Source organism: Streptomyces sp. NPDC059534 (genome assembly GCF_042743475.1).
Taxonomy (GTDB): Bacteria; Actinomycetota; Actinomycetes; order Streptomycetales; family Streptomycetaceae; genus Streptomyces.
Genome location: NZ_JBHWAQ010000023.1, coordinates 1 through 23826, shown reverse-complemented (window position 1 = coordinate 23826; position 23826 = coordinate 1). Strand labels below are relative to the sequence as shown.

Below are 23826 nucleotides of genomic sequence, written 5' to 3'. Positions count from 1 at the left end.
CCCGTCAGCCGGGGGCGGCGGGCCCGGCCTGCCCTCCGTACCGCGTGCAGATCATGTCGAGCGCCTCGCGCAGTCCCGCCGGCTGGACGATGCCGGGTGCGACCGCGGCACCGAGCCACCCGGGTCCCGTAAGGAGGACCAGGGGAGCGATCCGTGCCCCGTGGACACCGAACGCCGTCCCCGCGACCTGCCGGGCCAGGAAGGGGTTCGCCGTGGATCCGGTCTGTGACCAGAGGGCGACGGCGGCCGGGCCCAGTCGCCGTACCGCCGCGTCGAGGGCCTCCGGCGGCACCGCCGCACCGAACATCCGGACCGGCAGACCCCGTTCGGCCAGACCGGCCGCGAGCGCCTCCAGCGGGAGTGTGTGCTGCTCCGCCGGGACGCAGGCGAGGAGGACCGGAGCCGCGGAGCCGGCGGCCGCGGGCCCTGTGACCGCGGTACGCCGCAGAGCGGTGGAGACGTGCCACGACAGCAGGTGCTCCACCTCCACGTAGCGGTCCTCCGTCGACGCCCACTTACGGCCCACCGCCAGTAGGGCCGGTGCCATCACCTCCTCCCACGCGGCGATCAGCCCGTACTCCGCGACCACCTCCCGGAGCAGCGCTTCCATCGCCGGACCGTCGAGACGCACGGCGGCCCGCGCGAGCCCCCGGCACTCCGGCCGTACGTTCCCCAACGGCAGCCCACTGCCCGGCCCCGCGCGGCGAGCCCCGTCCGGAGCCCCGCCGGCCGTGGGACGGTCGACCGCAGACTCGACGGGCCGTACGCCGGGTGCCCCGGTCACCGCCGGTCCCGGCTCCGACCGGACCAGCTGCGCGGCATGTGCCGCCTCGGCAGGCGGGACACCCGACGCCGTGAGGCGGCACATCTCCTCCAGCATCGCCACGTCCGCCGGGCTCCACCGACGGTGGCGTCCCTCTCCGCGCACGGCGGGACTGATGCCGTAGCGCTGGTCCCAGGAGCGCACGGTGGTCGGCGAGACCCCCAGTCGCCGCGCCACCGCGCCCGTCGTGATCCCGAGTGTCGTATCGGCCATGTCATCCACCACGCGATGCGAAAGCGATGCGAAAACGATGCGAATCCGGCGAGCCTCACCGGCTCGCCAGGCCGTCAGGAGCGCCGCGTCTCGGCGGCGGCCGGAAACCGCGCGGAGACCTGGTCGGCCAGCCGCTCGAACTCCGGTCGCAGAAAGGGCCCGGCCAGCTTGGCGAGGCCCTTGAACGTCAGCGAGGCCCGGTACGTCAGCCTGGTGCTCCCTCCCTCGTCGCCGAAGCGGAGGTCGTCGACCGCGGTCACCGTCCTGTTCTCCCCGACGAACACCAGCCGCCCGGGCTCCTGTACGGCCAGCCGGTACTCAAGCTCCGTCGTGCGGCCCCGGAAGCGCGACGTGTTGCGCCAGCGCGCTCCGGTCCGTACCGGGCCGTCGTCCAGCCGTACGCAGGACACCGTCCCCGGATCCCACTCCTCGGTCCGGGCGAAGTCCTCCGCGTACGCCACCAGCTCGCGCACGGGAAGGCGCACCACGAAACTTCGCTCCACGCTGATCACCGCACCGACCTCCGTCCTCCGCGTCCTCGGCCTCTCGGCCGCACCCGACACCCACCCTTCCGAGCACGGGGGAGCGCCGGATGCATCCACGCGGCCCCGACGACACCGGCACCGCCCGGGGAGCGAGCCACCGCCCGCCCCACGACGGCGCCGAACGACCGCCCGCCACCGGAGCGCCGAGCGATCCGCGCCCACCGTGCAGGGGCCCCCGCGCGGTCGGCTAGAGCCACCGCACCTGCCCGGACGACGTCTTCAGGTCGGCGAGTACGTCACGGGCCGCACGCGCCCCCGACGCCAGCGCGCCCTGGAGCGAACCGGTGGCCCGGTGGTCCCCGCACACGTACCGGCCGGGTGCGAAGCGCGTACTCCGGGACAGCGGAGCAGGTCCCGGCATCGCGGGGAGGGCATCGGGCACGGTGACCCGGTGGACGAGCTCCCAGTCGTCCGTGTCCGCGTCGTACACCTCACCGAGGGAGCGCAGGACGCCCGCTGTCCCGGCCGGGCCGGGGGAGCCGAGTACCGAGGTGGACACCAGCGCCCGGCCGTCGCCCGAGAACCGGGGCTGGACGGCGGTCAGGACGCAGGTGTTGAGGACCCTCCGTCGGGAGTCGACGACGAGTACGGGCTCCGCCAGCGGGGGCCGGGCCGTCGCGTGGTACAGCGTGGTGACGGTCCGTCCGGCCGGCACGCGCAGCCCCGGGAGCAGCTCGGCCGCGACTCGCTGTCCGGTCGCGACGACCACCGCACGGGCCTGCACGTCGCCACCCGCGGCGAGGGAGACCCCGCCCCCGGTCGCGGCCGTGACCCGGGTGCCGGTCCGCAGCACGCCCGGGGGCAGCCGGTCGGCGAGCTGGGCGGGAACCGCCCCGATCCCGTCGGCCGGCAGGCACTGGGTCCCCCGCAGCATGCTCCGCCACACCAGGTGGAAGAACCGGGCCGAGGTCTCCAGCTCGTCCTCCAGGAAGACGCCCGACAGGAAGGGCCGGAAGAACGTCTCCACCAGCTCCGGCGAGACACCCGCCTCGGCCAGCGCCGTCAGTGTGCTGCCGTCACGGCCGCGCCGCAGCACGGACGCCGGTGCCAGCGCGTCCCGGCCCGACAGCACGCCGAGAGCGAGCAGGTCACGGCCGGACGCGAGCCTCCCGGGCAGGAGATCACGGCTCTCCCTGAGCCGCCGACTGGGGTCGGTGAACCGGCGCAGACCGCTCTCCGTGCGCACGAGCACCCCGGGGGTGAACGCCCGCAGACGCAGCGCCTTCAGCTCGATACGACGCTTGACCTGCGGGTACGACGTATTGAACACCTGGAAGCCCCGGTCGACGACGAACCCCGCCACACGGTCGGTGCGCATCCGCCCGCCCACCGTCGCATCCGCCTCGAGGAGCAGCACGCGGAGTCCCGCCGCGCACAGGTCGTTCGCGCAGGCGAGCCCCGCGGCCCCCGCGCCGACGACCACCACGTCGTACCACCCGCCGTCCGTCCTGGCCATGCCGATCTCCTCCTTCTCCGTCAGCGGCCCGCGGCAGCCTCACGGCGGACCCTCGGCCCGCGCCCTTCCTGCGCCGGCAGGTCCGAAGCGCCGCCCGCGACGTGAGGTGGTTCACCGTCATGCGTCCGCAGCCCCCGCTGCCCGCCCCAACCCCTCCCGGTACGTGTCCGCCCGCACGTACGTCACCCGCTCGGGCCCCAACTGGTCGCCGAAGAGCCAAGTGCGTACTGGTCATGCCGCTCCCGATCCGCTCGGCCTCAGCGGGACGCTTCGTCGCGCCCCTCCTGACTTCGCGGTCCGGGTGCCCTTCGGATGCGGTCCCCCCGACGGCGGGCGCCGGTGGCGCAGCCCGCGAGGAAAAGCGCTGCCGACCCCATCCGGAGACCCCCTCGGCACCGAATGACCTGACGAAAGGACCACGCATCCACGGCCGCACCTCACCCGGTGCCCGGCCGCTGGGAGGAATACGTCATGAACACCACGCTCACCCGACGTCGCGTCTCGGCCGCACTCGCCGCCGGCGCCCTCGCGGTCTCGCTCGGAGCCCTGGCACCCCACGCCTCAGCCGATGATGGCGACGGCGACGGTCCGTTCGGTCCCGCCTGCGCCTCGGTACCGAAGGAGGGCGCCGGTTCGTTCGACGGAATGGCTCAGGACCCGGTGGCCACGGCCGCCGCGAACAATCCGGCCCTGTCGACCTTGGTCACCGCCGTGAAGAAGGCCGGTCTGGTCGACACACTGAACAACGCCGAGGACATCACGGTCTTCGCGCCGACGAACGACGCCTTCGCCAAGATTCCGAAGCAGGACCTGGACAAGGTCCTCGCCGACAAGGCCACCCTCACCAAGATCCTCACGTACCACGTGGTCGACCAGCCCGTGCACAAGGCGGATCTCTCCGACGGAGCCTTCAAGACGCTGGAGGGCGGCACCCTCACCACCTCCGCCTCCGGCGAGACCTACAAGGTCAACGGCACCGCCACCATCGTCTGCGGCGACATCTCCACCTCCAACGCCACCGTGCACATCATCGACACGGTCCTCATGCCGAAGTAGGGCGCCAGTCCCGCCCCGCGACACCCCTCCCTCCGCGAAACGGAACAAGTGGAGGCGAAGAGCTGCGGTGCACAGGGCAGTTGGGGGAGGCTTGGGCCTGATCATCACAGGATGAGTCGTCCGTCGAGGAGGACATGTGGGATTTTCGTCGGCCGGAGCGCCGGGGCAGGGATGCGACGGGTGCGCCAGGACCCGCCGCGCGGCGGGCAGGCCCGGGGCGCCGACCGCCATGCGACGGCAGCGATGTGATCCGTACGCGCCGGTGACGGACGAGACGCATCCGGTTCCCCGCCCCTGGGAGGGCTGAGGTGCACCCGCAGCGGCTGGTGTGGGTGCGCACCGGCGAACCGAGCGGCTCCGGGTCGGGCTATCTGGTGGGCCCGCGGCTCGTCCTCACCGCCCTGCACGTGGTGAGCCATGACGGAGGTCCGGTCGGACGGATCCTGGTACGCGTCGGCCACCCCCGCTTCGGAGCCGGCCTCGTCGAACGATCGGCCCAGATCTGCTGGCCGGACCCGGTCCCGCAGTCGGGCGCGACGGCGCTGGACGTCGCGCTGCTCTGGCTGGACGAACCGGTGCAGAGCAAGGACGGGCCGGTGCGGTGGGGCAAACCGGCAGGCGTCACCCCGATTCCGTTCGAAGGCGCCGGGTTCCCCGACTTCGCCGCCGACAACGGGGGCATAGCGCAGTTCGAGTACCTGCGCGGCGACCTGCCCGTGGTGTCCACGGCGTCTTCGGGCTGGGTCCTGGACTGCCCGGTGTGGCCGGCGGCGGCCAAAGGAGCCGACCGGCCCTGGGCGGGTGCCTCGGGGGCGGCGATCTTCTGCCACGGACGTGTGGTGGGCGTGGCAGTGGAGGACAACCGCACCATGGGCTGGCGGCGGCTGCACGCCGCGCCCGTTCACGAGGCGCTGAACTCGCCGGGCTTCAAGGAACTCGTCGTCCGCCATGGACACTCGGGGACGACCGCGGACACGGCCGAGGTGACGGCCGACCCGCCGCCGAGCTTGCCGGGTCCCCCGAGTCCCCCGAGTCCGAAGAAGCGGCTGCCCGGCACCGAGACTCCGGGAGGAGACCGGCCTCCGGCTCCGCGGCCCCGCACGACCTCCGCGCAGGACGTCAGGGCACGGGTCGAGTCGGAACCCGGCAAGATCCTCACCCACCGCCCCGCCATCGCGGCGAACGTCGAACGCAAGGTCCGCGGCCGACTGAACATGGTGGGTGACGAACCCGTCCTCGCGCTCTCCCGGCAGAAGGGCCTCCTGTCGTCCTCGGTCTCGACCAACCTGATCGCCTTCACCGCCACGACGCTGTACGCGCGTGACCGTGGAGCCATCCTCAGCTGCCCCTACGAATCCCTGCGCGCCGTGACGCTGGAGATCGACAAGGAGCGCGATACGGATCCTCGCGGGGGCGCCGGGGTCGGATGGGACTGGTACGTCTGCCTCACCTTCGCGGGCACCCGGGTCCGGCACGGACCTTGGGGCGAGCAACGGGCCCATGCCTTGCGGGACTTCCTCGCCTCCCTCGCCGGGTAGGCCGAACGGCTCGACGGCTCGACGGCTCGACGGCTCGACGGCTCGACGGGGCGTACGGGACGAAGGGCACTGACCTGCCCGGACTTTATGGTGAGGCGCCCGGCAGCAAGTCCGCTATACCCTCCCTTTCATGATCGACTGGAAGAGCGTCGAGGCCGCCGACTACGCCGTGCCCACCGACCGGCCCATGGACGACCTCGTGCGCGAGCTGTCCCGGGCCCTGGCGGATCCCGACCCGCTGGTCCGGGACGGCGAGCCGTACGGCGTCCTCGCGACCTGGATCGCCCGAGGGACGATCGGGGCGGCCCGACGGCTGGAACTCGGGGACGAGATGGCCGCCCGGTTCACCGACCCGCGGGTCGAGGCGCGCACCTTCGCCCCGCTCGTGCTCGACATGCTGGTGACCGCGGGGGACTTCAAGCCCGGCTGGGTGGACGCCTTCGAGCGCTGGTATCCGGCGGAGCGGGATCTGCGCGGCCACGACGAGACGCTCGGCTGGCTCCACGCGGTGGCACACGGAGCGGATCTCCTCGCAGGCTTCGGCCTGCACCCCGAGGTGGCACCGGCACGGATGCTGGACCTGGCCGCCGCGCGTCTCATCGCGTCCACCGACCACGTGTACGACCAGTTGGAGGACGACCGCCTGGCCCGGGCGATCGCCCGCGTCCTCACCCGCACCGACCTGAGCGAACGCGACGCCGTCGGATGGCTGGATCCGATCGCCGACCGCTTCGGCGCCGACCGGATCGGTACTCCGGTGCCCGCCCACATCAGCAACTGCCTGCGCACGCTGCGCCTGCTCTACATCCTCGCCGACAGGGGCGTACGCCCCACCAGCGAACTGCCCGCGGAACCTCTCCACCACCGCCAGGCGGTCAAGTCCGGCATCGCCACCGTCCTCGACCGGATCGTCAGACGCTGAGCCTCGTCCGGCGCCCGTTTCTGCCGAGCGGCCCGCTGCACGCGTCTTTCACGTACGACGGGGCTGCCCTAAGCGCCGGCCGGATGTCGCGTGGGCGTCGACGCCTGGAGCGCCGCGCCACCGGGATGCCGCGCGGTCGGTGAGGCCGGCCTCGCCGCGCTGGTTCGGTGTAGCGGCGCCGTCGTCGCCGGGCTCGTCGCTTGCTACGGCGTCGTGGGCCGCGAGCGCGGCGTGCAGCGTGAGCAGATCGGCACCCCGGGAAGCGTCGAGGCCGACGAGGTCGCCGGCTTTGCGCAGGCGGTAGTCCACCGTGTTCGGGTGGACCTGGAGGAGGGCGGCGGTCCGGCGCCGGTCGAGGTCGCAGGCGAGGAAGGTGCGCAGGGTGGCGAGCAGTTCCGGGCGGGTGTCCAGCGGGCCGAGGAGCGACGCGAGCCCGTCCCTGGCCGGGCTGGGGCGGCTCAGCTGGTAGGCGAGCAGCACGTCGTCGAGGAGGTAGAGGCCGGGCCCGCGGCCGGACGCCTGGGCCACCGCGCGTACGTCGTCGGCCAGCCGGGCGGCCTCGGCGACGCCCTCGGGTGGGGCGGCCTCGGCCGCCACGAGCAGGTCGGCGCCGCACACCCGCCGGAGCTGTCCGACCAGTTGGGAGAGCCGCTCCCGGTCCGCGGTGTCGAGGCCGGCGTCCGCTGCGGCGTCGCGGGGGATCAGCACCAGCCCGCCGTCGCCGGAGAGCGTGAACAACGGGACACCGGCGGTGTGGCGCTGTAGTTCGTTGCGCAGCCGCCGGAGTTTGCGGCGCACCACGACGGGCTTGTTCACCCCGGGGCGCAGTTCGTCCGGGTGCGGGCCCATGCCGATGCTCAGGACCAGGTAGCCAGGCGGGAGGGTGACACCGGCCCGGTCGGCGGCGGCCTGCGGGCTGTCGCCCTCCAGCAGCCGGGACAGCAGCTCCTGAAGGGCGACCTGCTCGTCGCTCAGTGCCGTCTGCCGTTCCTGTACGTACCCGGCGGCGACCTCGCAGCTCACCAGCCGCAGGTAGGCGAGCAGCTGACGCTGCACCAGCAGCACGTCGTGCAGATCGCCCGGTTCGGCCGCGGAGACGAGCTGTGCGGCGCACTCCTCCGCGCCGAGGTGGTAGGCGCCCACCACGGCTTCCAGGGGCACGCCCTCGTCGGCCCGTCGGGCCGACGACTCTCGGATCGCCGCTCGTTCCACCTGGTCCGGCAGCTCACCGGTGCGCAGCACGTCGGCGAAGCTCCGGATGCCGAGTGTCACCTGCTGGGCGATGTCGCCGCCGAGCTGTTCCGACGGGAGTGTTCCGTAGACGGGCAGGCGCTCGACGAGCCGGACCATGACCGCACGCTCCAGCGTGCCGACGGCGGCCTGGAGCCTCTTGTGGACCGGGACGCCGCCGAAATGCGGCACCGATGCGGTCCCAGCCGTGTTGGACGCGGTCACAATCCACCTCGCAAATCTCTGTTGTCCGCCCCGGAGACGCGGCCGCGTACCGCCTCCATGATGTTTCCGGGACACGTCCTACTGGTTGGTAACACGTCCGGCCGGTGGATGGCCAGTCGTGGTGACTGCCGCGTAGTTCACTCCCCGACGCGTCGTCGCCGGCCGCCGGGACCCACAACGTGCGGGCTGAGGACGCCACTTCGGCCGGCCGCGCCGACGCACGCGGGCACCCTCCGCACGCCGGTCACCCCTCCACGAATCGAGGAAGCATGTCCAGGACACCTGCTCGCCTGATCTCCCTCGCGGTCGCCACCGCGGCGGCTCTCACCGTCGCGCCGGCGGCCACCGCCACCGGATCCGCGCCGGCGGCCACCGCCACCGGATCCGCGCCGGCGGCCACCGCCGGCGGATCCCTGTCACCGGCGGCGGCCGCCACGGCCACCGCGACCGCGAGCGACCCCTTCTACACCTACGACGGCGGCGAGCCCCTCGCGTCGTTCGCCCCGGGCACCGTGCTGAAGACGCGGACGCTGCAGTACCACCTCGTGGGCATTCCCACGCCGCTGAAGGCGATCCAGCTGCTCTACCGCAGCACCGACGCCCAGGGCCGCCCGGCCGCGAACGTGACCACCGTGGTGCGCAGCCTCACGGGCGACGGCAGCAAGGCGGTCTCGTACCAGTCGTTCTACGACTCGCTCGACCCCGAGGACGGCCCTTCCCGCGCGATCGCCGGCGACCTCACACTCGGCGGCGTGATCCCGAACGCCGAAGCCCTCTTCATGGCGCCCCTGCTCGCCAAGGGGTACACCCTGATCATCCCGGACACCCAGGGGCAGCGGGCCGACTTCGCCGCGGGACCCGAGTACGCCACCAACACCCTGGACTCGATCCGTGCCGCGACCAGGTCCGCCGCGACCGGTATGAACGCTGGCACCAAGGTCGGCCTCATCGGCTACTCCGGCGGCGCCATCGCGAGCGGCTGGGCGGCCGCGCTCGCCCCGAGCTACGCGCCCGACGTCAACAGCAGGCTCGTCGGCTTCGCCGAGGGCGGCCTCCTCGTCGCCCCGGCGCACAACCTCAAGTACGTGGACGGCTCCCTCGTGTGGTCGGGCGTCATCCCCATGGCGCTCATCGGAGTCTCCCGCTCCTACGACATCGACCTCAGGCAGTACATGAACGACTACGGCCGACAGGTGTACGACCGGCTGGAGGACGCCTCCATCGTCGACGCGCTGGGCCGCTTCCCGGGCCTGACCTGGAAGAAGATGGCGAAGCCCGAGTACGCCAACCCCAACTCGGTCCCCGAGTTCGTCGCCGCGGTGAACAGGGTCAACCTCGGCTCGGCCCCCACGCCGACCGCCCCGGGCTTCATCGCCCAGGGCAACGGCGGCGTCCTCGAAGGGACCTTCGGCAACCCGCCGGGCATCGGCACCGGCGACGCGGTCATGGTCGCCGGCGACGTGCGGACGCTCGCCCGCCAGTACTGCGCCACCGGCAACGACTCGATCACGTACCGGCAGTACAACCTGCTCAGCCACACCGGCGTGCCGGTCGTCTGGGCACCCCTCGCGATGGCCTGGCTCGACGACCGCTTCGAGGGCAGGACCGCCCCGTCCGACTGCGGCCGCATCCCCGCGGGCAACTCGCTCGCACCGGAGCAGCCGGCACCGCTCTCCTGACCGCGTGAGGTCCTGCCGGGCACCCGGCAGGACCTCACGCGTCCCCGTCCCCCGTCGGCACGTTCAGGTGCGAGGCGTCAGGAGCCGGGCCCGGAGGTGATCCAGGACCTCGTCGAGCGCTTCGCGGGTGGGCTGACCGGGCTCGTCGACGAGATGCTCGGTGACCACGGAGTGCGGGGGCGTCGGCGCGTCGGGGTTCGCCGCGCTGTCCTCGAGTTCGATCCCGACGAACGCCTCGCCGAGCTTCGCCCGGAGCAGCGCGAAGCGCTCGTCGGGGACGAGCCGGTCGCCGCGGAAGCGCAGTCCGAGCACCCGAAGGTCCGTCCCGCAGCGCTCCTGCACCGCGCGCAGGTCGGCCGGGGAGATGTCCAGGGAGCGGCGGTTGCGCGGCGTGACGGCCAGGGGGAGGGACGGCTGACAGAGGACCGGCGCGAGGAGACGCTCGTCGGTCGCCATGGCCAGGGCGTAACCGCCGGTGAAGCACATGCCGACCGCTCCGACGCCCGGGCCGCCGCACCGCTCGTGCTCCCGGGCCGCGAGCGCCCGCAGCCAGGTCACGACCGGGGAGGTGCGACCGGCCGCCAGCACGGTGAACTCCCGGCTGACGCAGATGTGGGCGACGGCGCGCAGGCCCGTCATCGCGGTTCCCATCAGCCCATGGGCCTTCGGATCGGGATCGCGTCCGGCGACGCCGAACAGATCCGGCAGGACCACCGTGCAGCCGATGTCGCGAACCCGCCGCGCGAACCGGGCCACCTTCGGCGTGATGCCGGGGATCTCGGCCATGACGAGGACGGCCGGGCCGTTCCCCGACCTCAGCACCGCATGCGACCGGCCCTGGTGGGTGAACCGCTCCCGGGCGAAGTCCGTCAATCCGTCGTCGACCACGTGTTCTCCTGGCTCCCCTCCGGCACGCTCGTGACAGCGCACGAGCCTACTGGCAAGTAACGCCGGGTCGCCCGGACACCGGCTTTCACAGCCACCTCCTTGCCGACTGCGCGCGGTCGAGCACCAGCCGTCGCCACGCGGCTCCGTCGGAACCGGCTGTGGATTCGAGGCGTACGGAGGAGGGGTATCAGACCCTTGGGTGGACGGTCCTGCGCGGCAAGGTGCCGGGCAGGGTGCTTCGGAGGAGGCCCTGGTGGGGGCGGAGTATGTGGTCTGCCCGTGTGAGCCCTTGAGTCCACCCCGCGCCGGAAACGTGTCCCCGAGTCCGCGACGCGGCGGAGAGAGGGGATCATGAGGTCGTGACTCGTGGCAAGGTCGGCGTTCAGTCGCGCAGCGCGTCTCACGGGTACAGCAGTCGGCGGGAACCACCCACAATGTCGGACGCGGTGGAACCATGAGCCCCTGCACCAGTCGATCGAATGGAAGTGCGAAGTGAGTAACCCTCCCGGATCACGCCCGCCGGGCAGAACGTGGACTGTCCGTCTCACCGGGCACCCCGACCATTCCGCCACGGTGACGTGCAGCACCGCCGCATGCCGCATGCCACCCCGGTCCCGGGACGTCAACGCCCTGCGTGTCTTCGCCCACCAGCATGCGCATGCCCACGCACGCCTCGCGGCCCCGCGCCCGAACGCGACGTGTGCCTGCTCCGAGGCGGACTGCCGCTATCACTCCGCGAGGGCGGCATGCGTGGGCCGAAATCTCCTCCTCCTCATCCACAACCGCGCCGTGGGCGACGTGTGGACCCTGGCCGAGATCTGCCAGGGATGCGCTCCCCACATCACGCACACCACGGTCCTCAGCGGCGCCGCTGCCCCACCCGGCACCTCGGCTCCCGCACCCAGGACCCCACCCCCCGCCCCCGTTCCGGTCACCTTCTCCTCCGAGGACGCGTCCGGCCCCGACGACACCGCGGCCGCCCGCCGCAGCCAGCGCCCCCCGCGCAGCCGTCAGGGACGAGTCAACGCCGGACGCCGCGCCCGGTAGCCCCGCCTCGGGTGTCGTTCCGGGGCGGCCGGGCCGTCCGGGGCTTCGCGCGTGATGCCGGTGTGCCCGGGCGAGGCGCGGCCGTTCGAGGGAGTTGCCCCCTGATGGGCTGTGGGGCGCCCACGGGTGGCCGGGGCCTCTGTTCCACTGGGCGGATGATGAGCGTGCCGGCCGTCGGTCGCGGGGTGAGGGGGGCGCCGCCCGCCGCCGGTGGGTGGAGGCCGACGCGGCCCGGGACCGTGCGGGCGCCCAGGAACCCGCGGTGACCGGGGGAGGGGTGGCGGCGCGCTGGTTGTTCCCCGAAGGCCACCGCTACGCGCGGATCGCTCCGCTGATGCTCGTCCTGACGTTCGTCAGCGGGCTGGTCGACGCGGCGAGCTTCCTCGGCCCCGGCCGGGTCTTCGTGGCCAACATGACCGGCAATCTGGTGTTCCTCGGGCTCGCCCTGGCCGGGGCGGCGCAGCTGTCGGCCCTGGCCTCCGCCTTGGCGTTGACGGGTTTCCTGGCCGGCGCGGCCGCGGGCGGCGCGTGGCGACGCGATGCGGAGCCGGGACGGCTGTTCGCACCACTGGTCGCGGTACAGGGACTCCTGGTCGCGCTCGCGCTGGCCGCTCAGTGGGCCGGTTGGGGGCGCTACGCGGTGCTGGTTCCCCTGGCCTGCGGAATGGGCCTGCAGAACGCCGTCGTCCACCGCCTGGGGGTGCCCGACCTGACCACCACCGTCATGACGCGGACCCTGACCAGCCTTGCCGCGGACCGGCCGGGGCCCGCGGTCGTACGACGCGGGGTGTCCGTGGCGGCGCTCGCGGCGGGGGCCATCGCCGGCGGTCTCCTGCATGCCGGAAGCGGGGTCCAAGGTGTCCTCGTCGCGGTCCTGGTCCTCCTCGTCGCCGTCGCCCTCACCGCGCGCCGAACCCGCACCACCCGCCCGCCCACCCCGTAGCCCGTCACGTCCCGCACCCGCCTCACCTCCACGAACCGGGGCAGTGACGCACTGACCGAGGACTTTCCTCCCCTGGGGCTGCGGGGCGCTCTTCGATTCGCGGTCGGTGGGGACTCGCCTCTGCAGGCGATGCCCCTCCCGGTGCCTGCCCGGAGCGTTGCAGGAGGCCGGCTCCGCGAGTGACAGTGCCGGGTCCTTGAATTCCCTCAGGTACTCGCCGTCGGCGATCTCCTCGCTGATGGGGTAGGCCGCTGCGTATCCCAGGGCCAATGGCCGTCGGTCGCTGCGTATCCCAAGGCCAACGGCAGTCGGCCGCTGCGTGTCCCAAGGTCAACGGCAGTCGGCCGAGCTCGGTCACGACCTCGTCCAGGCGTGCGACGGCCAGTCACGAACGGGCTCACGTCGCGGTGTCCGGGGTGCGTAGTCCGCCGCGGGTGAGGGGCGGCTCAGGGGTGGGCAGTTGACAACGTTTCAGTTGCGGATGCCGGTCAATCTGGCCGGAAGGCTTCCAGTGAGATGCGACATGTGAAATTTTACACGTCACACATCAATGCCCCGTGCCTCGGCACGCGGCCACAACGGCCCCGGAGGCCCCCACAGATGCATCCCTTCCGGATATCGAAGGCCAACGCGCGCAGACTGCCCGCACTCGGCGCCGCCGTCTTCCTCGCCCTCGGCCTGTTCGCGCCCCAGAGCCAGGCCGCCTCTGTCGGGGTCACGCCCCCGGCCGGCGCGAACGCACAGGGAACCGCGGCGTCGGCGCCACGGTCGATCCCGGTTCCCAAGTCGCCCGACGCGATGAGCAACAGCTCCCGCTTCCGGATCTCCTCGCAGGACGGCACCGAGGAGTCCGGCCCGGCGCCCGCCCCGGCCGTCAAGGCCGTCAAGGCCGCCAAGCAGTCCTCGGCCGCCGCTCAGGACGCGTGCGGTGACCTCTCCCGCGTGATCGACGCCACCGGCGCCGCGCTGGTTCAGGAACTCAAGTCCCTGCCCCGGATCGACTGCACCTACCCGCTGTTCGGTCTCACCGGGGAGGACGCCCGCAAGGCATTCCGCGAACCGCAGATGGTGACCGTCGCCAACGCGCTCCGCGACGCCTCCGCGACCTACTCGGGCAGCAACAGCACCGCCATCGGCCAGCTGGTGCTGTTCCTGCGCGCCGGCTACTACGTGCAGGACAACCACGCGGACGTCGTCGGCGACTACGGCACGCCGCTGGACAACGCGGCGCTCGGGGCGCTGGACGCGTTCTTCGCCGCCCCGCGCAGCAAGGACGTCACCGACGCCAACGGCGAGATCCTCAACGAGGTCGTCACGCTGATCGACAGCACCCAGTCGGCCGGCCGGTACGCGGGCGTCGTCAAGTGGATGCTCGCCGGCTACGCAGGCACCTGGCCCGGCCAGATGAACCTCGCCATGCAGCACGTCGAATGGGTCGTCGAGAACGGCTTCAAGGCCAAGAACGACGGCCGCGGCTGGCGCGCCGCCCTCAAGGCCGACCCCACCATCCTGGACACCTGGGCCGGCTTCATCACGCGCAACAGCGCGCAGCTGAACCGCCTGGACGTCGTCAGCAACGTCGGCCGCTACCTCGGCTACGCCCTCGACGTCCCCGAGCTCAAGGACCGGGTCCGGCCGCTGCTGAAGGACCTGATCAACCGCTACCCCAACGTCGGCCCCACCGCGCCGCTCACCATGAACCTGGGCTGGTACACGCGCCAGTACGACCGGAACAACTGCGCCGCCTACGCCATCTGCGACCTGGGTGACCGCGTCCTCCCGGCGATCCTGCCGATCCAGCACACGTGTACGCCGGAGCTGAAGATCCGTGCCCAGGACATGTCCCCGGGACAGCTGGCCGGCACCTGCACCAGCCTGGTCAACCAGGACGCCTACTTCCACCGGGTCATCGGCGACAAGGGCGCGATCCCCGGGGACGTGAACACCAACCTCGAGGTCGTCGTCTTCGACGACTACACCCAGTACGCGATGTACGCCTGGGCCATCTACAACATCGACGTCGACAACGGCGGCATGTACGAGGAGGGCAACCCGGCCGTTCCCGGCAACCAGGCCCGCTTCATCGCCCACGAGGCCCACTGGCTGCGCCCCGACTTCCAGATCTGGAACCTCAACCACGAGTACACCCACTACCTCGACGGCCGCTACAACATGTACGGCGACTTCGAGGCGGGCATCACCACGCCGACCATCTGGTGGGTCGAGGGCATCGCCGAGAACATCTCGTTCGGCTACCGCAACGAGCGCAACGCCGACGCGATCGCCGAGGCCGGCAAGCGGACGTACAAGCTGAGCGACCTGTTCGACACCGTCTACGGCCAGGAGGAGGACCCGGAGGTCAACTCGAACCGGGTCTACCGCTGGGGCTTCCTCGCGGTCCGCTACATGCTCCAGGCGCACCCCGCCGACGTCCAGACCGTCCTCGGCAAGTACCGCGCCGGTGACTGGATCGGTGCCCGCACCTTCCTGAAGCAGACCATCGGCACCCGCTACGACGCCGACTTCTCCACCTGGCTGACGACCGCGTGCGCGACCGCCGACTGCGGCCCCCTGCCCGAGGCGACGGCCACCCCGTCCACCCCGCTCTGCACCCTCGGCGACCCCCGCCAGTTCGACGGCAACTGCCGCCGGGACAACCTCGCGGCCGCCACCGGCAACTACAGCTACCACTTCGTGTACCTGCCCGCCGGGGTCAAGCAGCTGACCATCACCAGCAGCGGCGGCACCGGCAACGCCGACCTGTACTACGGCGGCGGCAGCTGGGCCACCACCGGCAGCTACCAGGCGAAGTCCACCAACACCGGCAACGGCGAGACCCTGACGATCGACAACCCGCCCTCCGGCTGGGTCTACTTCAGCCTCGCCGCCGCGCAGGACTTCAGCGGCGTGAGCCTCTCCACCCAGTCCAAGTGACCCGGTTCGCCGGGGCCGGCCGACCCGGTCGGCCCCGGCGAACGAGGACCACCGACGACAGGACGATCGCCGTTTCCGCGCCCCGGACATCGGGCGCCGTGGCACAGTGGCTCCATGTGCGGCCGCTACACATCGACTCGCAGTCCCGAAGACCTCACCCAGCTCTTCCGGGTGACCGACTGGCGCCCTGAAGAGGCCCTCGCGCCCAGCTGGAACGTCGCACCGACCGACGAGGTCTACGCGATCCTCGAACGCGCCGGGCGCGGCGACGACGACGAGGTGCGCCGCCGGCTGCGTGCGGTGCGGTGGGGCCTGGTGCCGTCATGGGCGAAGGACCCGAAGGTCGGCGCCCGGATGATCAACGCCCGCGTGGAGACCGTCCATGAGAAGCCCGCCTATCGGCGCGCCTTCGCCAAGCGCCGCTGCCTGCTGCCGGCGGACGGCTTCTACGAGTGGGAGCCGATCAAGGACGAGGCGACGGGAAAGGTCCGCAAGCAGCCGTACTTCATCACCCCCTCCGACGGCCAGGTGATGGCCATGGCGGGTCTCTACGAGTACTGGCGCAACCCCGACGTCGCATCCGCCGACGACCCCGACGCCTGGCTGACGACCTGCACGATCATCACCACCGAGGCCACCGACGCCGCCGGCCGCGTACATCCCCGCATGCCACTCGCCCTCACCCCCGACCACTACGACACCTGGCTTGACCCCCGCCACCAGGACACCGACGACCTCCGCGCCCTGCTCACCCGGCCCGCGGACGGCCTCCTCACCGTCCGGCCCGTCTCCACCGCCGTCAACAACGTCCGCAACAACGGCGCCCACCTCCTCGACGCCCCGTCCTGACCTGCCGCCGACACACAACCGCTCGTCGGCGCGGACACGCGGTCGGTACGGCCGACCCATGTGCACCTACGCCTTCGTCGGGTACGGGCTGCAGTACGCCTGCTCGCGGAGATGCTCGCCCGGCCCGACCCGCGGGGATTCCACCCGCGCTCGGCGACACCTACAAGGACTCGGCGGCCTCGGTGGCCCACATGTCGCGGAGGTGGCGGGTCAGCAGAGTGCGCTCGTGGTACGGGCCGAGCACCTGGGAGTACGCGGTGATGAGGTCGGTGTACAGGTCGCGCGCGACGGCCGGGGCGCCGGCCATCCCCGTGCAGTAGGCGTGCTCGAGGCGGTGGCCAGCGTGTCTCCGTGCCGGGGGCCGAGGACGCGGGTGCGGTCGGTGACGAGGGCGGCGTGGAGGTCGCGTGCCGCGGCCGGGTCGCCCGCCTGCTCCGTCCACTGGGCGTGGTCGTGGCGGCTGGAGAGGGCGTCCGGGTGCTCGCGGCCGAGGTAGGCGGTCGTGAGGGTCACGTGGACGCCGTGCAGTCGCGCGGCTTCGGCGGCGTCGCCGCGTGCGGCGGCCGCGTCGGCTGCCTCCTTGACCTGGAGGGCCGATGTGCTCACCGCGTCCGGGCCGGCGGGGGAGTTGTCCGCGACATCCGGCTCCGTCCCCGTGGCCGAGGCGGGCAGGCCGGTGATCTCGGTGCTGATCCGGTCGATGGTGTCCGCGTCCTCGTTGCTGACCGCTATGGCCTTGGCGAGTGCGGCGTCGATGTCGTCGGATTCGGCATCTCCGGGCTGCGTCGACGCGGTCGGCGCACCGGCCCGGGTGGGGAGGTGGTCGTGGGGTGAGGGGCCGTCGCCGCGAAGCCGGCCGAGCTCGTCGGTGAGGGGCTCGATCTCCCGCCGAAGGCGGTCGGCGAGGTCCTCGGCCTGTCGTCGTCTCTCCTCGGCACGGGCGAGCTCCGCCTCCGCCTGGCCGGCGAGCCGGTCACACTGACCGGTCAGCTTGCGTACGCGCTCCTCAAGGATGCTGACCATCCTGAGAAGCACCCAGATCAGAGTGGCCGAGTTCACCGCGGTCTGGCACAACTCGCTCTCCTGCTCCCATGCTCGCGTCAGCCGCTCGTACACCTGGATCTGCGCGGCCTGTGTCTGCGCCACGCGCACGGCGGAGACCTGCGCCGGCACGATGGCCTTGAGACCGACGCGGGGCGGGTGCTCGGCGTCGCGCAGGAGCCGGAGGGCCTCGGCTTCGCGGCGCTCACGCAGGGTGGGATGCGCCGTGACCGCGATCAACCGGATGACGAACTCGCGGCGTGGGACGCGGCCGCTGAGCAGGGTGCTGATCTGACTCGTGGAGTAGCCGACTTCCTGAGCCAGCGTGGCGAGGGTCTTCCCGAGCAGCCGACATCCTGTCCATCGCCGGCGTCCTCCTGAGCACGACCCTCGAAGTCCTGCGCGCGCCGCGAGGCCCGCCGAGCAGGCCGAGGCGATGAGCCGTCACAGCAGTGACCGACCCCTTGGAGCCGAGGCTGACGATCCAAGAGAGCCTCAGGCCGACCTGCTTGGGACCGGGGCCACCGGGCCCGACCCGTCCGTGACGATGACGAGTCGGGCCCGGTGCCGCGCACGGGTGATCAACGCCTGCGACTCATCCCTCCCCCCATGCCGCGCACCGCGGACGGAACAGCGAGGCAGGGATGCGGGCATGACCTACGCGAAGGTGAACCAGTTGACGTTGACGAAGTCGGCGGGCTGGCCGCTGTCGAAGGTCAGGTAGACGTCGTGGGTTCCGGTGGTGCGGCCGATGTCGGCGGGGACGGTGCGCCATGCTTGCCAGCCGCCGGTGTTGGCGACGGCGAAGCTGCCGACCGGGGTGGCCGTGGGGCTGCCGAGGCGGACCTGGACCAGGCCGCTGACGCCGGCGGCGGCGCCGGACGCGACGCGGGCGCTGAAGCGGGTGGCGCCGGTGGCGCCGAAGGCGACGGACGAGAACTTGAGCCAGTCGCCGTTGGACAGATGGCCGACGTCGGAGCCGCCGCCGCTGTCGGAGCAGGCTTCCACCTGGGCCCCCGACTGGGCGTTGAACGCCTCGGCCTGGAGGGTGGCGAAGGCGCTGGCCCCGCCGCCCGTGGCGGTGGCGGTCGGGGTCGGGGTCGGCGTGCCGCCGCCGCCGGCCATGCCACCGACCGTGATGGTCCAGCGGCCGGGGCTGCCGGACTGCACCCTGCCCTCGAAGTCGACGCCGGCCGGGTGCACGTCGTCGTAGGGGAACGCGTACCCGAGGTGGTCGGGGGTGGTGTTGTGCAGGATGCGGGCGTAGTGGTTGGTGCGCGGCCGGGTGTAGAAGGCGGCCGGGTTCTCGGCGGTCGGCTGGTGGGGGTTGTCCAGCAGGGTGGTGCGGTTGAAGGCGGCGGCGAGGCGTGCGCTGAGGTTGCCCATCAGGTCGTTGCCCGTGGTGAAGGGGGCGTCGCTACAGGAGAAGATCGAGAGGGTCGACGGCTTGGCGAAGCTGCCCACTCCCGGGAAGGCGAGGGTGTCGCCGTTGACCCGGCCGGTGACGGTGCCCCAGGTGAACTGGGTGTCGATGCGCAGGTCGGTGGTGCGGTACTTGTTCCACACCTCGTCGACGTAGCTGTCGAAGTAGCCGCGGAACAGGGCGCTGTTGCCGCGGATCGCCAGGTTGGGGCTGAGGACGCGCAGGTCGCCGCCGCCCTTGGCGACGATCAGCTTGCTCCAGTCGCTGCCGTCGGCGGCGGACTGCGCCCGCAGCGCGGCGGCGACGCGGGACAGTCCGTCGGCGGGCAGCCCGCGCACGGTCTGCGTGCCCTGCGCCGTCTCCAGCTGGAAGGCGATCGGCAGCGAGACCATGTCGACGAACGTGATGTTCGCGTACAACTGGTCGTTGTTGAAGGTGAATTCGCAGAAGTCGTGGTGGACGTTCGCGTTGGGGTCGGTGGGGTTGCTCACCGACGGCAGGGCGAGGCCGCCGCCGCGGTTCATCAGGAAGGTGAGCTTCGCTCCGACGGAGAAGTAGATGCGGCCGCTGTCCAGGCGCGGCAGGGTCACCCTCCGCGCCCCGGCGCCGGACGCGTTGAGCGGGATGGCGCAGTCGACTCCGAGCGGCGTCTGGTCGTTGGCCGGGGCCGGCGGGTGGTACAGGCTGGAGCCGTTGGCCTGGATGAAGGCCCAGTTGCCGCCGGCCGCCGGGTCGCGGCCGAGCACGTAGGCGTACACCGTGCTGTTGCCGGTGGTGTTGACCAGGTCGAGGGGGAGCGTGGCGGTGGTCGACGCGTGGGCGCCCACCTCGAGCCAGGTGGCCACGGCGGGCGCCGCCAGGGCCAGGCCCGCGGTCGCGGCGAGGAGTTTTCTGCGGGACATCGTTCGCTGGTGGCGTGCCGTCACGGTGGGGGTCCGTTCTTCGTGAGGTCGGGTGGGGGAGCGGTCGGACGCGGGTCGGGAGGAAGGGCGGGGAGGGCCCGGCCGGTGGGGTGGGCCGGTCAGCCGACCGTCCACTTCTGGTTGGCGGCGCCGGTGCAGGTCCAGGTCTGCAGTCGGGTGCCGTCGGCCGAGGAGTTGCCCTTGGCGTCCAGGCACTTGCCGCCGCCGATGTTGGTGAAGTCGTGGGCGGCGGTGTACGTCCACTTCTGGGCGTTGGTGCCGTTGCAGGTGTAGAGCTGGACGACGGCGCCGTCCGCGGTGGAGCCGCCCGCCACGTCCAGGCACTTGCCGAGGGCGCGGACGGTGCCGTCGCCGCCGATGGTCCACTGCTGGGCCGCGTTGCCGTTGCAGTCGTGCAGCTGGATGGGTGTGCTGTCGGCGCTGGAGGCGCCGGCGACGTCGACGCACATGCCGCCGATGCCGCGGATCGGACGTGCGGCGGGGGCGGTGCCGGAGGAGGAGGCGCGGACGTAGTCGACGGTCATCGTCTGCGGGAAGGCCGTGGAACCGTCCGGGCTGCCGGGCCAGTCGCCGCCGACCGCGAGGTTCAGGATGACGAAGAACGGGTGGTCGAAGACCCACTTGTTGCCGCCGGTGTCGGCCGGGGTGAGGGTCTTGTACGTGGTGCCGTCCACCGACCAGACGATGGAGCTCGGGCTCCAGTCGACGGCGAACACGTGGAAGTCGTCGGCGAAGGCGCGGCCGCCGGGCAGGCTGTACGCGGCGCCGAGGCCGCCCGCTCCCGAGTAGCCGGGGCCGTGCACCGTGCCGTGCACGGTGTTGGGCTCGCGGCCGATGTTCTCCATGATGTCGATCTCGCCGCTGTTGGGCCAGCCCACGGTGCCGAGGTCGTTGCCGAGCATCCAGAAGGCGGGCCAGATGCCCTGGCCGCGCGGGATCTTGATGCGGGCTTCGAAGCGGCCGTACGCCTGGGTGAAGGTCCTGGCGGTGTTCAGTCGGGCCGAGGTGTACTGGCACTGCCCGTACCAGCAGCCGAGGCCGGCGTCGGTGTTCTTCCGTGCGGTGATGACCAGGCGGCCCTGGCCGTCGAGCGCGGCGTTCGAGGTGCTGTTGGTGTAGTACTGCAGCTCGTGGTTGCCGAAGCCCGAACCGCCTGTCTCCAGCGTCCACTTGGCGGCGTCGGGAGCTCGGCCGGCCGGGCCGTCGAACTCGTCGGACCAGGTCTGCGCGGCGACCGCGGCACCGGCCCGTGGGGTGACCGAGCCGCTGAAGGAGATGAGGACCGCCGCGACGAGCGCGGCGGTGACGACGAGCACCAGTCCGCCGAAGGACCGGCGTCGGGCGCGATGAGCAGCAGCCATGGGCGTGCTCCCTTGTCTGGGGGGATGGGGAACGAGGTTGGCCGGGCAGGGCGAAGCATGCGGCTGTCGCCTGAGAGCGCTCTCAATCGTGACGTGATGCCACCCGGGGGAGTGAGTATTACGGAGGGGTAACTGTCATGGCAACGTCAGGCGTCACTTCATGCACGCCCCTGAACTGGGGTTTTCTCCGACGACCTGCGGCTTAACACTCTCTTAAGGCTGTCTTGAGGGAGCGGGAGGGCGGATCGGAGCCTCCCGGGGCGGTCGGCCGGGCGTCCCGGCCCGGTGTGCCACGAGCCCCCTTCCGTGGGAGGGGTCGTCCCGAATCGGCGGCGGTCGCCCGCGGTGCGGCATGATGGCGGCCATGGACGGACACACCTCTGACTGGGGCACTCTCTTCTGGTTCGAGAACGTCGCCGGCTGCCCGAAGCCCGGACGCCTGATGTCGGTTTGACTGCGTGACCGGGGGATCGACTGGCACCCCTTCGCCGAGCACGACGTCCGGATCGACCACATGTGCGGGGTGCGTTCCGACGGGCACTGGCACGGCACCATCGCGGTCCGCGTCCGCGCGGACGTGCTGAGGCGGCTCGGACTCCACCCCGACCAGCCCGCCTCGGCTCCGGCCGACCCGCCGCCGCCCAAGTGGTGGGGCCCGTGGGCGCGTTGAACGGCGCCCGGTCGCCGCTGTCGAGCCGGGTCGATCCGTGAGCCCCTCGACGTGTACCTCGCGCGCAGCGGCGGCCCGAACCCCTGGGACACGGCGTCCTCCTTCGCGGCCGACGCGACCTGGAACACCGGTGAGCCCGCCCTGTGGCGCAGCTCGGTCCTGCTGCCCACCGACGTGCGGCGCTCGCTGCGCGTCACCACCTGGGGTCACGCCGACCACTACCTGTGGCACGCCGACAGCCTCGCCTGGACCGAGGTGGTCAACGCCGGCAGCGGCGACCTGGTGAAGCAGGACGCCTCGTACACGCTGCGGCGCGGCCTCGCCGAGTCCTCGTGCTACTCGTTCGAGTCGGTCAACTACCCCGGCCGGTATCTGCGTCATGCCGACAGCCGGGTGCGCACCGCGCCCGGCGACGGCTCCGCGCTCTTCCGCCGGGACGCCACCTTCTGTGTGCGTCCGGGCGTCGGCGGGACCGGCGTCACCTTCGAGTCGCTGAACATTCCCGGCTCCTCTCTGCGCCCTTTCGATTCCGCGGTGTACATCGCCTCGGGCGCCGGGAGCGGGGGCTTCGACCGCCCCCGGACGCTCAGTGCCGACAGCAGCTGGTCGGTCGAGGCGCCCTGGGCGCCCTGACGAGCGGCCCGTTCGGTGCCTGCGGGCCGGACGGGCCGCCGTGCAGCGGGTCCTTCCGGGCGCTCCGCCCGGAAGGACCCGTTCGCCGTGCCGGCCTCAGGCGGTGTGCAACCGCAGGCCGTACCGGCCGAGGATCTCGTTGATCGGCTGGAACCACGTCTCGCCGCCGGAGGAGCAGTTGCCCCAGCCGCCCGAGGTGACGCCCTGGGCCTGGTCGCCGCTGAGGAACGAGCCGCCGGAGTCGCCGCCCTCGGCGCAGACGCTGGTCTTGGTCATCTGGTACACGGCGCCCTGGCTGTAGTTGACCGTCTCGTTCTTGGCCAGGACCGTGCCGCAACGCCAGTGCGTGGTCGAGCCGGAGCGGCAGATCGAGGCGCCCACCGGGGCCTCGGCCGAGCCGCGCACCAGCTGGTCGGGGATCGTGCCCCAGCCGAGCACCACGGGTACCGTCCACCAGCCGCTGTGGATCGAGACGTACGCGTAGTCGTCGCCGGGGAACGACGAGCCCTGGAAGGTGCCCATCGCGGACCCGTCCCAGCCGCGCACCGCCGCGCCGGCCCGGCCGCAGTGTCCGGCCGTCACGAAGCCCCCGTACACGGAGAAGCCGATCGAGCAGCGGACGTTGCCGGTGTAGTAGGGGTCGCCGCCGACGGTGCCAGCGGCGTACGTGCGGGGCGCCTGCGCCGTCTCGGCGACGGTGACGAGGCCGCCGGCCCGGGCCCGTTCCACGAAGGACCGTACGGCGGGCGCCTCACGCTCGGTGCGTACGACGTCGACCACGACGCTGTTGGTCCTCGGGTCGACATGCCAGCCGGCCACTCCGGCGGGTGCGCGGAGCGTGTCCAGGCGGGCCTTGGCGCGGTCCAGTGCGGCGGCGCTGTGACGGACCAGCCGGGTGTCGGCGCCCAGCGCCCGTACCTCCGCCTCCTCGGCCCGGTCGGTCACGGCGACGACGAGCCGGCCGGTCGCCGGGTCGAACCACGAACCGCCGTAGGCGGCTCCCGTACGCTGCCGGGCGGCCTTCTCCACCTCGGCGGCGGCCTTCTCGGCGTTCAGCCGCTCCTCGGCCTCGGTCGCGGTGAGCCCGAGGTCCCGGCGCATCGCGTCGAGCAGTCCGGTTGACGCGGCCGGCGCCGCGGCGCCGGGCTCCGGAAGCGGGGCGGCGTCGGCGATGCCGGCGTGGGCGGCGCCCAGACCGACCGTCAGGAGCAGGGCGGCAACGGCGGCGCGCAGGGGGGTGGTGCGTTTCACGGGACCTCCTGGTGTGGGGGAAGCCGAGCATTGAGAGCGCTCTCAACGAGTGCCTCCGTCACGCTAACGGTCACCTCTTGTCAGGTCCATACCAGGTTTCGGCCGTCGGGCGGCGCTCCCGCACCACCGTTCCCGGGCATGACGAAGTCCCGGACCGCGGGCCCGTGCCCGCGGTC

At 72.3% G+C, this 23826-nt stretch carries 19 protein-coding genes; 10 read left to right on the top strand and 9 right to left on the bottom strand.

Translation table 11 applies throughout. The annotated features are described in order from the left end of the window. Nucleotides 1-4: 4 nt before the first annotated feature. The 3 genes from ACFVZH_RS25605 to ACFVZH_RS25595 all read right to left on the bottom strand — a co-directional run bounded on the left by ACFVZH_RS25605 (nt 5) and on the right by ACFVZH_RS25595 (nt 3037). Nucleotides 5-1036 carry a MerR family transcriptional regulator gene (locus ACFVZH_RS25605; protein ID WP_384900634.1) on the bottom strand — a complete coding sequence of 344 codons (1032 nt, stop codon included), beginning with the start codon at nt 1034-1036 and terminating at the stop codon, nt 5-7. 74 nt (nt 1037-1110) lie between these two features. Beyond that, nucleotides 1111-1539 carry an SRPBCC family protein gene (locus ACFVZH_RS25600; RefSeq protein WP_384900632.1) on the bottom strand — a complete coding sequence of 143 codons (429 nt, stop codon included), beginning with the start codon at nt 1537-1539 and terminating at the stop codon, nt 1111-1113. A 229-nt stretch (nt 1540-1768) separates the two neighbouring features. Further along, nucleotides 1769-3037 (bottom strand): NAD(P)/FAD-dependent oxidoreductase, encoded by a 1269-nt coding sequence (locus tag ACFVZH_RS25595; RefSeq protein ID WP_384900630.1) that lies wholly within the window; start codon nt 3035-3037, stop codon nt 1769-1771. 471 nt (nt 3038-3508) lie between these two features. Here ACFVZH_RS25595 and ACFVZH_RS25590 point away from each other — a divergent pair, with 471 nt between their 5' ends. The 3 genes from ACFVZH_RS25590 to ACFVZH_RS25580 all read left to right on the top strand — a co-directional run bounded on the left by ACFVZH_RS25590 (nt 3509) and on the right by ACFVZH_RS25580 (nt 6553). Next, nucleotides 3509-4093: a fasciclin domain-containing protein gene (locus ACFVZH_RS25590; protein WP_384900628.1), complete on the top strand. Its 585-nt coding sequence runs from the start codon at nt 3509-3511 to the stop codon at nt 4091-4093. Between the two features lie 308 nt (nt 4094-4401). Next, nucleotides 4402-5631: a trypsin-like serine peptidase gene (locus ACFVZH_RS25585; protein ID WP_384900626.1), complete on the top strand. Its 1230-nt coding sequence runs from the start codon at nt 4402-4404 to the stop codon at nt 5629-5631. A 130-nt stretch (nt 5632-5761) separates the two neighbouring features. After that, on the top strand, nt 5762-6553 hold the full coding sequence (locus tag ACFVZH_RS25580) for a DUF2785 domain-containing protein (protein WP_384900625.1): 792 nt from the start codon (nt 5762-5764) through the stop codon (nt 6551-6553). A 48-nt stretch (nt 6554-6601) separates the two neighbouring features. Here ACFVZH_RS25580 and ACFVZH_RS25575 read toward each other — a convergent pair whose 3' ends face one another. Beyond that, on the bottom strand, nt 6602-7975 hold the full coding sequence (locus ACFVZH_RS25575; RefSeq protein ID WP_384900623.1) for a PucR family transcriptional regulator: 1374 nt from the start codon (nt 7973-7975) through the stop codon (nt 6602-6604). 302 nt (nt 7976-8277) lie between these two features. Here ACFVZH_RS25575 and ACFVZH_RS25570 point away from each other — a divergent pair, with 302 nt between their 5' ends. Continuing rightward, nucleotides 8278-9687 carry a lipase family protein gene (locus tag ACFVZH_RS25570; RefSeq protein WP_384900621.1) on the top strand — a complete coding sequence of 470 codons (1410 nt, stop codon included), beginning with the start codon at nt 8278-8280 and terminating at the stop codon, nt 9685-9687. Between the two features lie 63 nt (nt 9688-9750). On the opposite strand, the gene ACFVZH_RS25565 is transcribed toward ACFVZH_RS25570, so the two are convergent. Beyond that, nucleotides 9751-10575 carry a dienelactone hydrolase family protein gene (locus tag ACFVZH_RS25565; RefSeq protein WP_384900619.1) on the bottom strand — a complete coding sequence of 275 codons (825 nt, stop codon included), beginning with the start codon at nt 10573-10575 and terminating at the stop codon, nt 9751-9753. Between the two features lie 750 nt (nt 10576-11325). Here ACFVZH_RS25565 and ACFVZH_RS25560 point away from each other — a divergent pair. The 4 genes from ACFVZH_RS25560 to ACFVZH_RS25545 all read left to right on the top strand — a co-directional run bounded on the left by ACFVZH_RS25560 (nt 11326) and on the right by ACFVZH_RS25545 (nt 16348). Then, on the top strand, nt 11326-11622 hold the full coding sequence (locus tag ACFVZH_RS25560) for a hypothetical protein (protein WP_384900617.1): 297 nt from the start codon (nt 11326-11328) through the stop codon (nt 11620-11622). A 262-nt stretch (nt 11623-11884) separates the two neighbouring features. Beyond that, nucleotides 11885-12565, top strand: coding sequence for a YoaK family protein (locus ACFVZH_RS25555; RefSeq protein ID WP_384900616.1), 681 nt, complete (start codon nt 11885-11887; stop codon nt 12563-12565). Nucleotides 12566-13165: 600 nt separating this feature from the next. Then, nucleotides 13166-15499, top strand: a complete 2334-nt coding sequence (locus ACFVZH_RS25550; RefSeq protein WP_384900614.1) for a collagenase — start codon at nt 13166-13168, stop codon at nt 15497-15499. Nucleotides 15500-15613: 114 nt separating this feature from the next. Beyond that, nucleotides 15614-16348, top strand: a complete 735-nt coding sequence (locus tag ACFVZH_RS25545) for an SOS response-associated peptidase (protein WP_384900612.1) — start codon at nt 15614-15616, stop codon at nt 16346-16348. A gap of 210 nt (nt 16349-16558) precedes the next feature. Here the strand turns inward: ACFVZH_RS25545 and ACFVZH_RS25540 are convergent, their stop codons facing one another. The 3 genes from ACFVZH_RS25540 to ACFVZH_RS25530 all read right to left on the bottom strand — a co-directional run bounded on the left by ACFVZH_RS25540 (nt 16559) and on the right by ACFVZH_RS25530 (nt 21096). Beyond that, complete coding sequence (locus ACFVZH_RS25540) at nt 16559-17629, bottom strand: hypothetical protein (protein WP_384900610.1); 1071 nt, start codon at nt 17627-17629, stop codon at nt 16559-16561. Between the two features lie 417 nt (nt 17630-18046). Further along, on the bottom strand, nt 18047-19714 hold the full coding sequence (locus ACFVZH_RS25535; RefSeq protein WP_384900608.1) for a beta-1,3-glucanase family protein: 1668 nt from the start codon (nt 19712-19714) through the stop codon (nt 18047-18049). 119 nt (nt 19715-19833) lie between these two features. After that, nucleotides 19834-21096: a family 16 glycosylhydrolase gene (locus tag ACFVZH_RS25530; RefSeq protein ID WP_384900607.1), complete on the bottom strand. Its 1263-nt coding sequence runs from the start codon at nt 21094-21096 to the stop codon at nt 19834-19836. Between the two features lie 514 nt (nt 21097-21610). Between ACFVZH_RS25530 and ACFVZH_RS25525 the strand changes: the two genes are divergently transcribed. Both ACFVZH_RS25525 and ACFVZH_RS25520 read left to right on the top strand, forming a co-directional pair. Continuing rightward, on the top strand, nt 21611-21766 hold the full coding sequence (locus ACFVZH_RS25525) for a hypothetical protein (protein ID WP_384900605.1): 156 nt from the start codon (nt 21611-21613) through the stop codon (nt 21764-21766). A 51-nt stretch (nt 21767-21817) separates the two neighbouring features. After that, nucleotides 21818-22399: an AbfB domain-containing protein gene (locus tag ACFVZH_RS25520; RefSeq protein WP_384900603.1), complete on the top strand. Its 582-nt coding sequence runs from the start codon at nt 21818-21820 to the stop codon at nt 22397-22399. Nucleotides 22400-22495: 96 nt separating this feature from the next. On the opposite strand, the gene ACFVZH_RS25515 is transcribed toward ACFVZH_RS25520, so the two are convergent. Continuing rightward, nucleotides 22496-23650 (bottom strand): S1 family peptidase, encoded by a 1155-nt coding sequence (locus ACFVZH_RS25515; RefSeq protein ID WP_384900601.1) that lies wholly within the window; start codon nt 23648-23650, stop codon nt 22496-22498. Nucleotides 23651-23826: the final 176 nt, after the last annotated feature.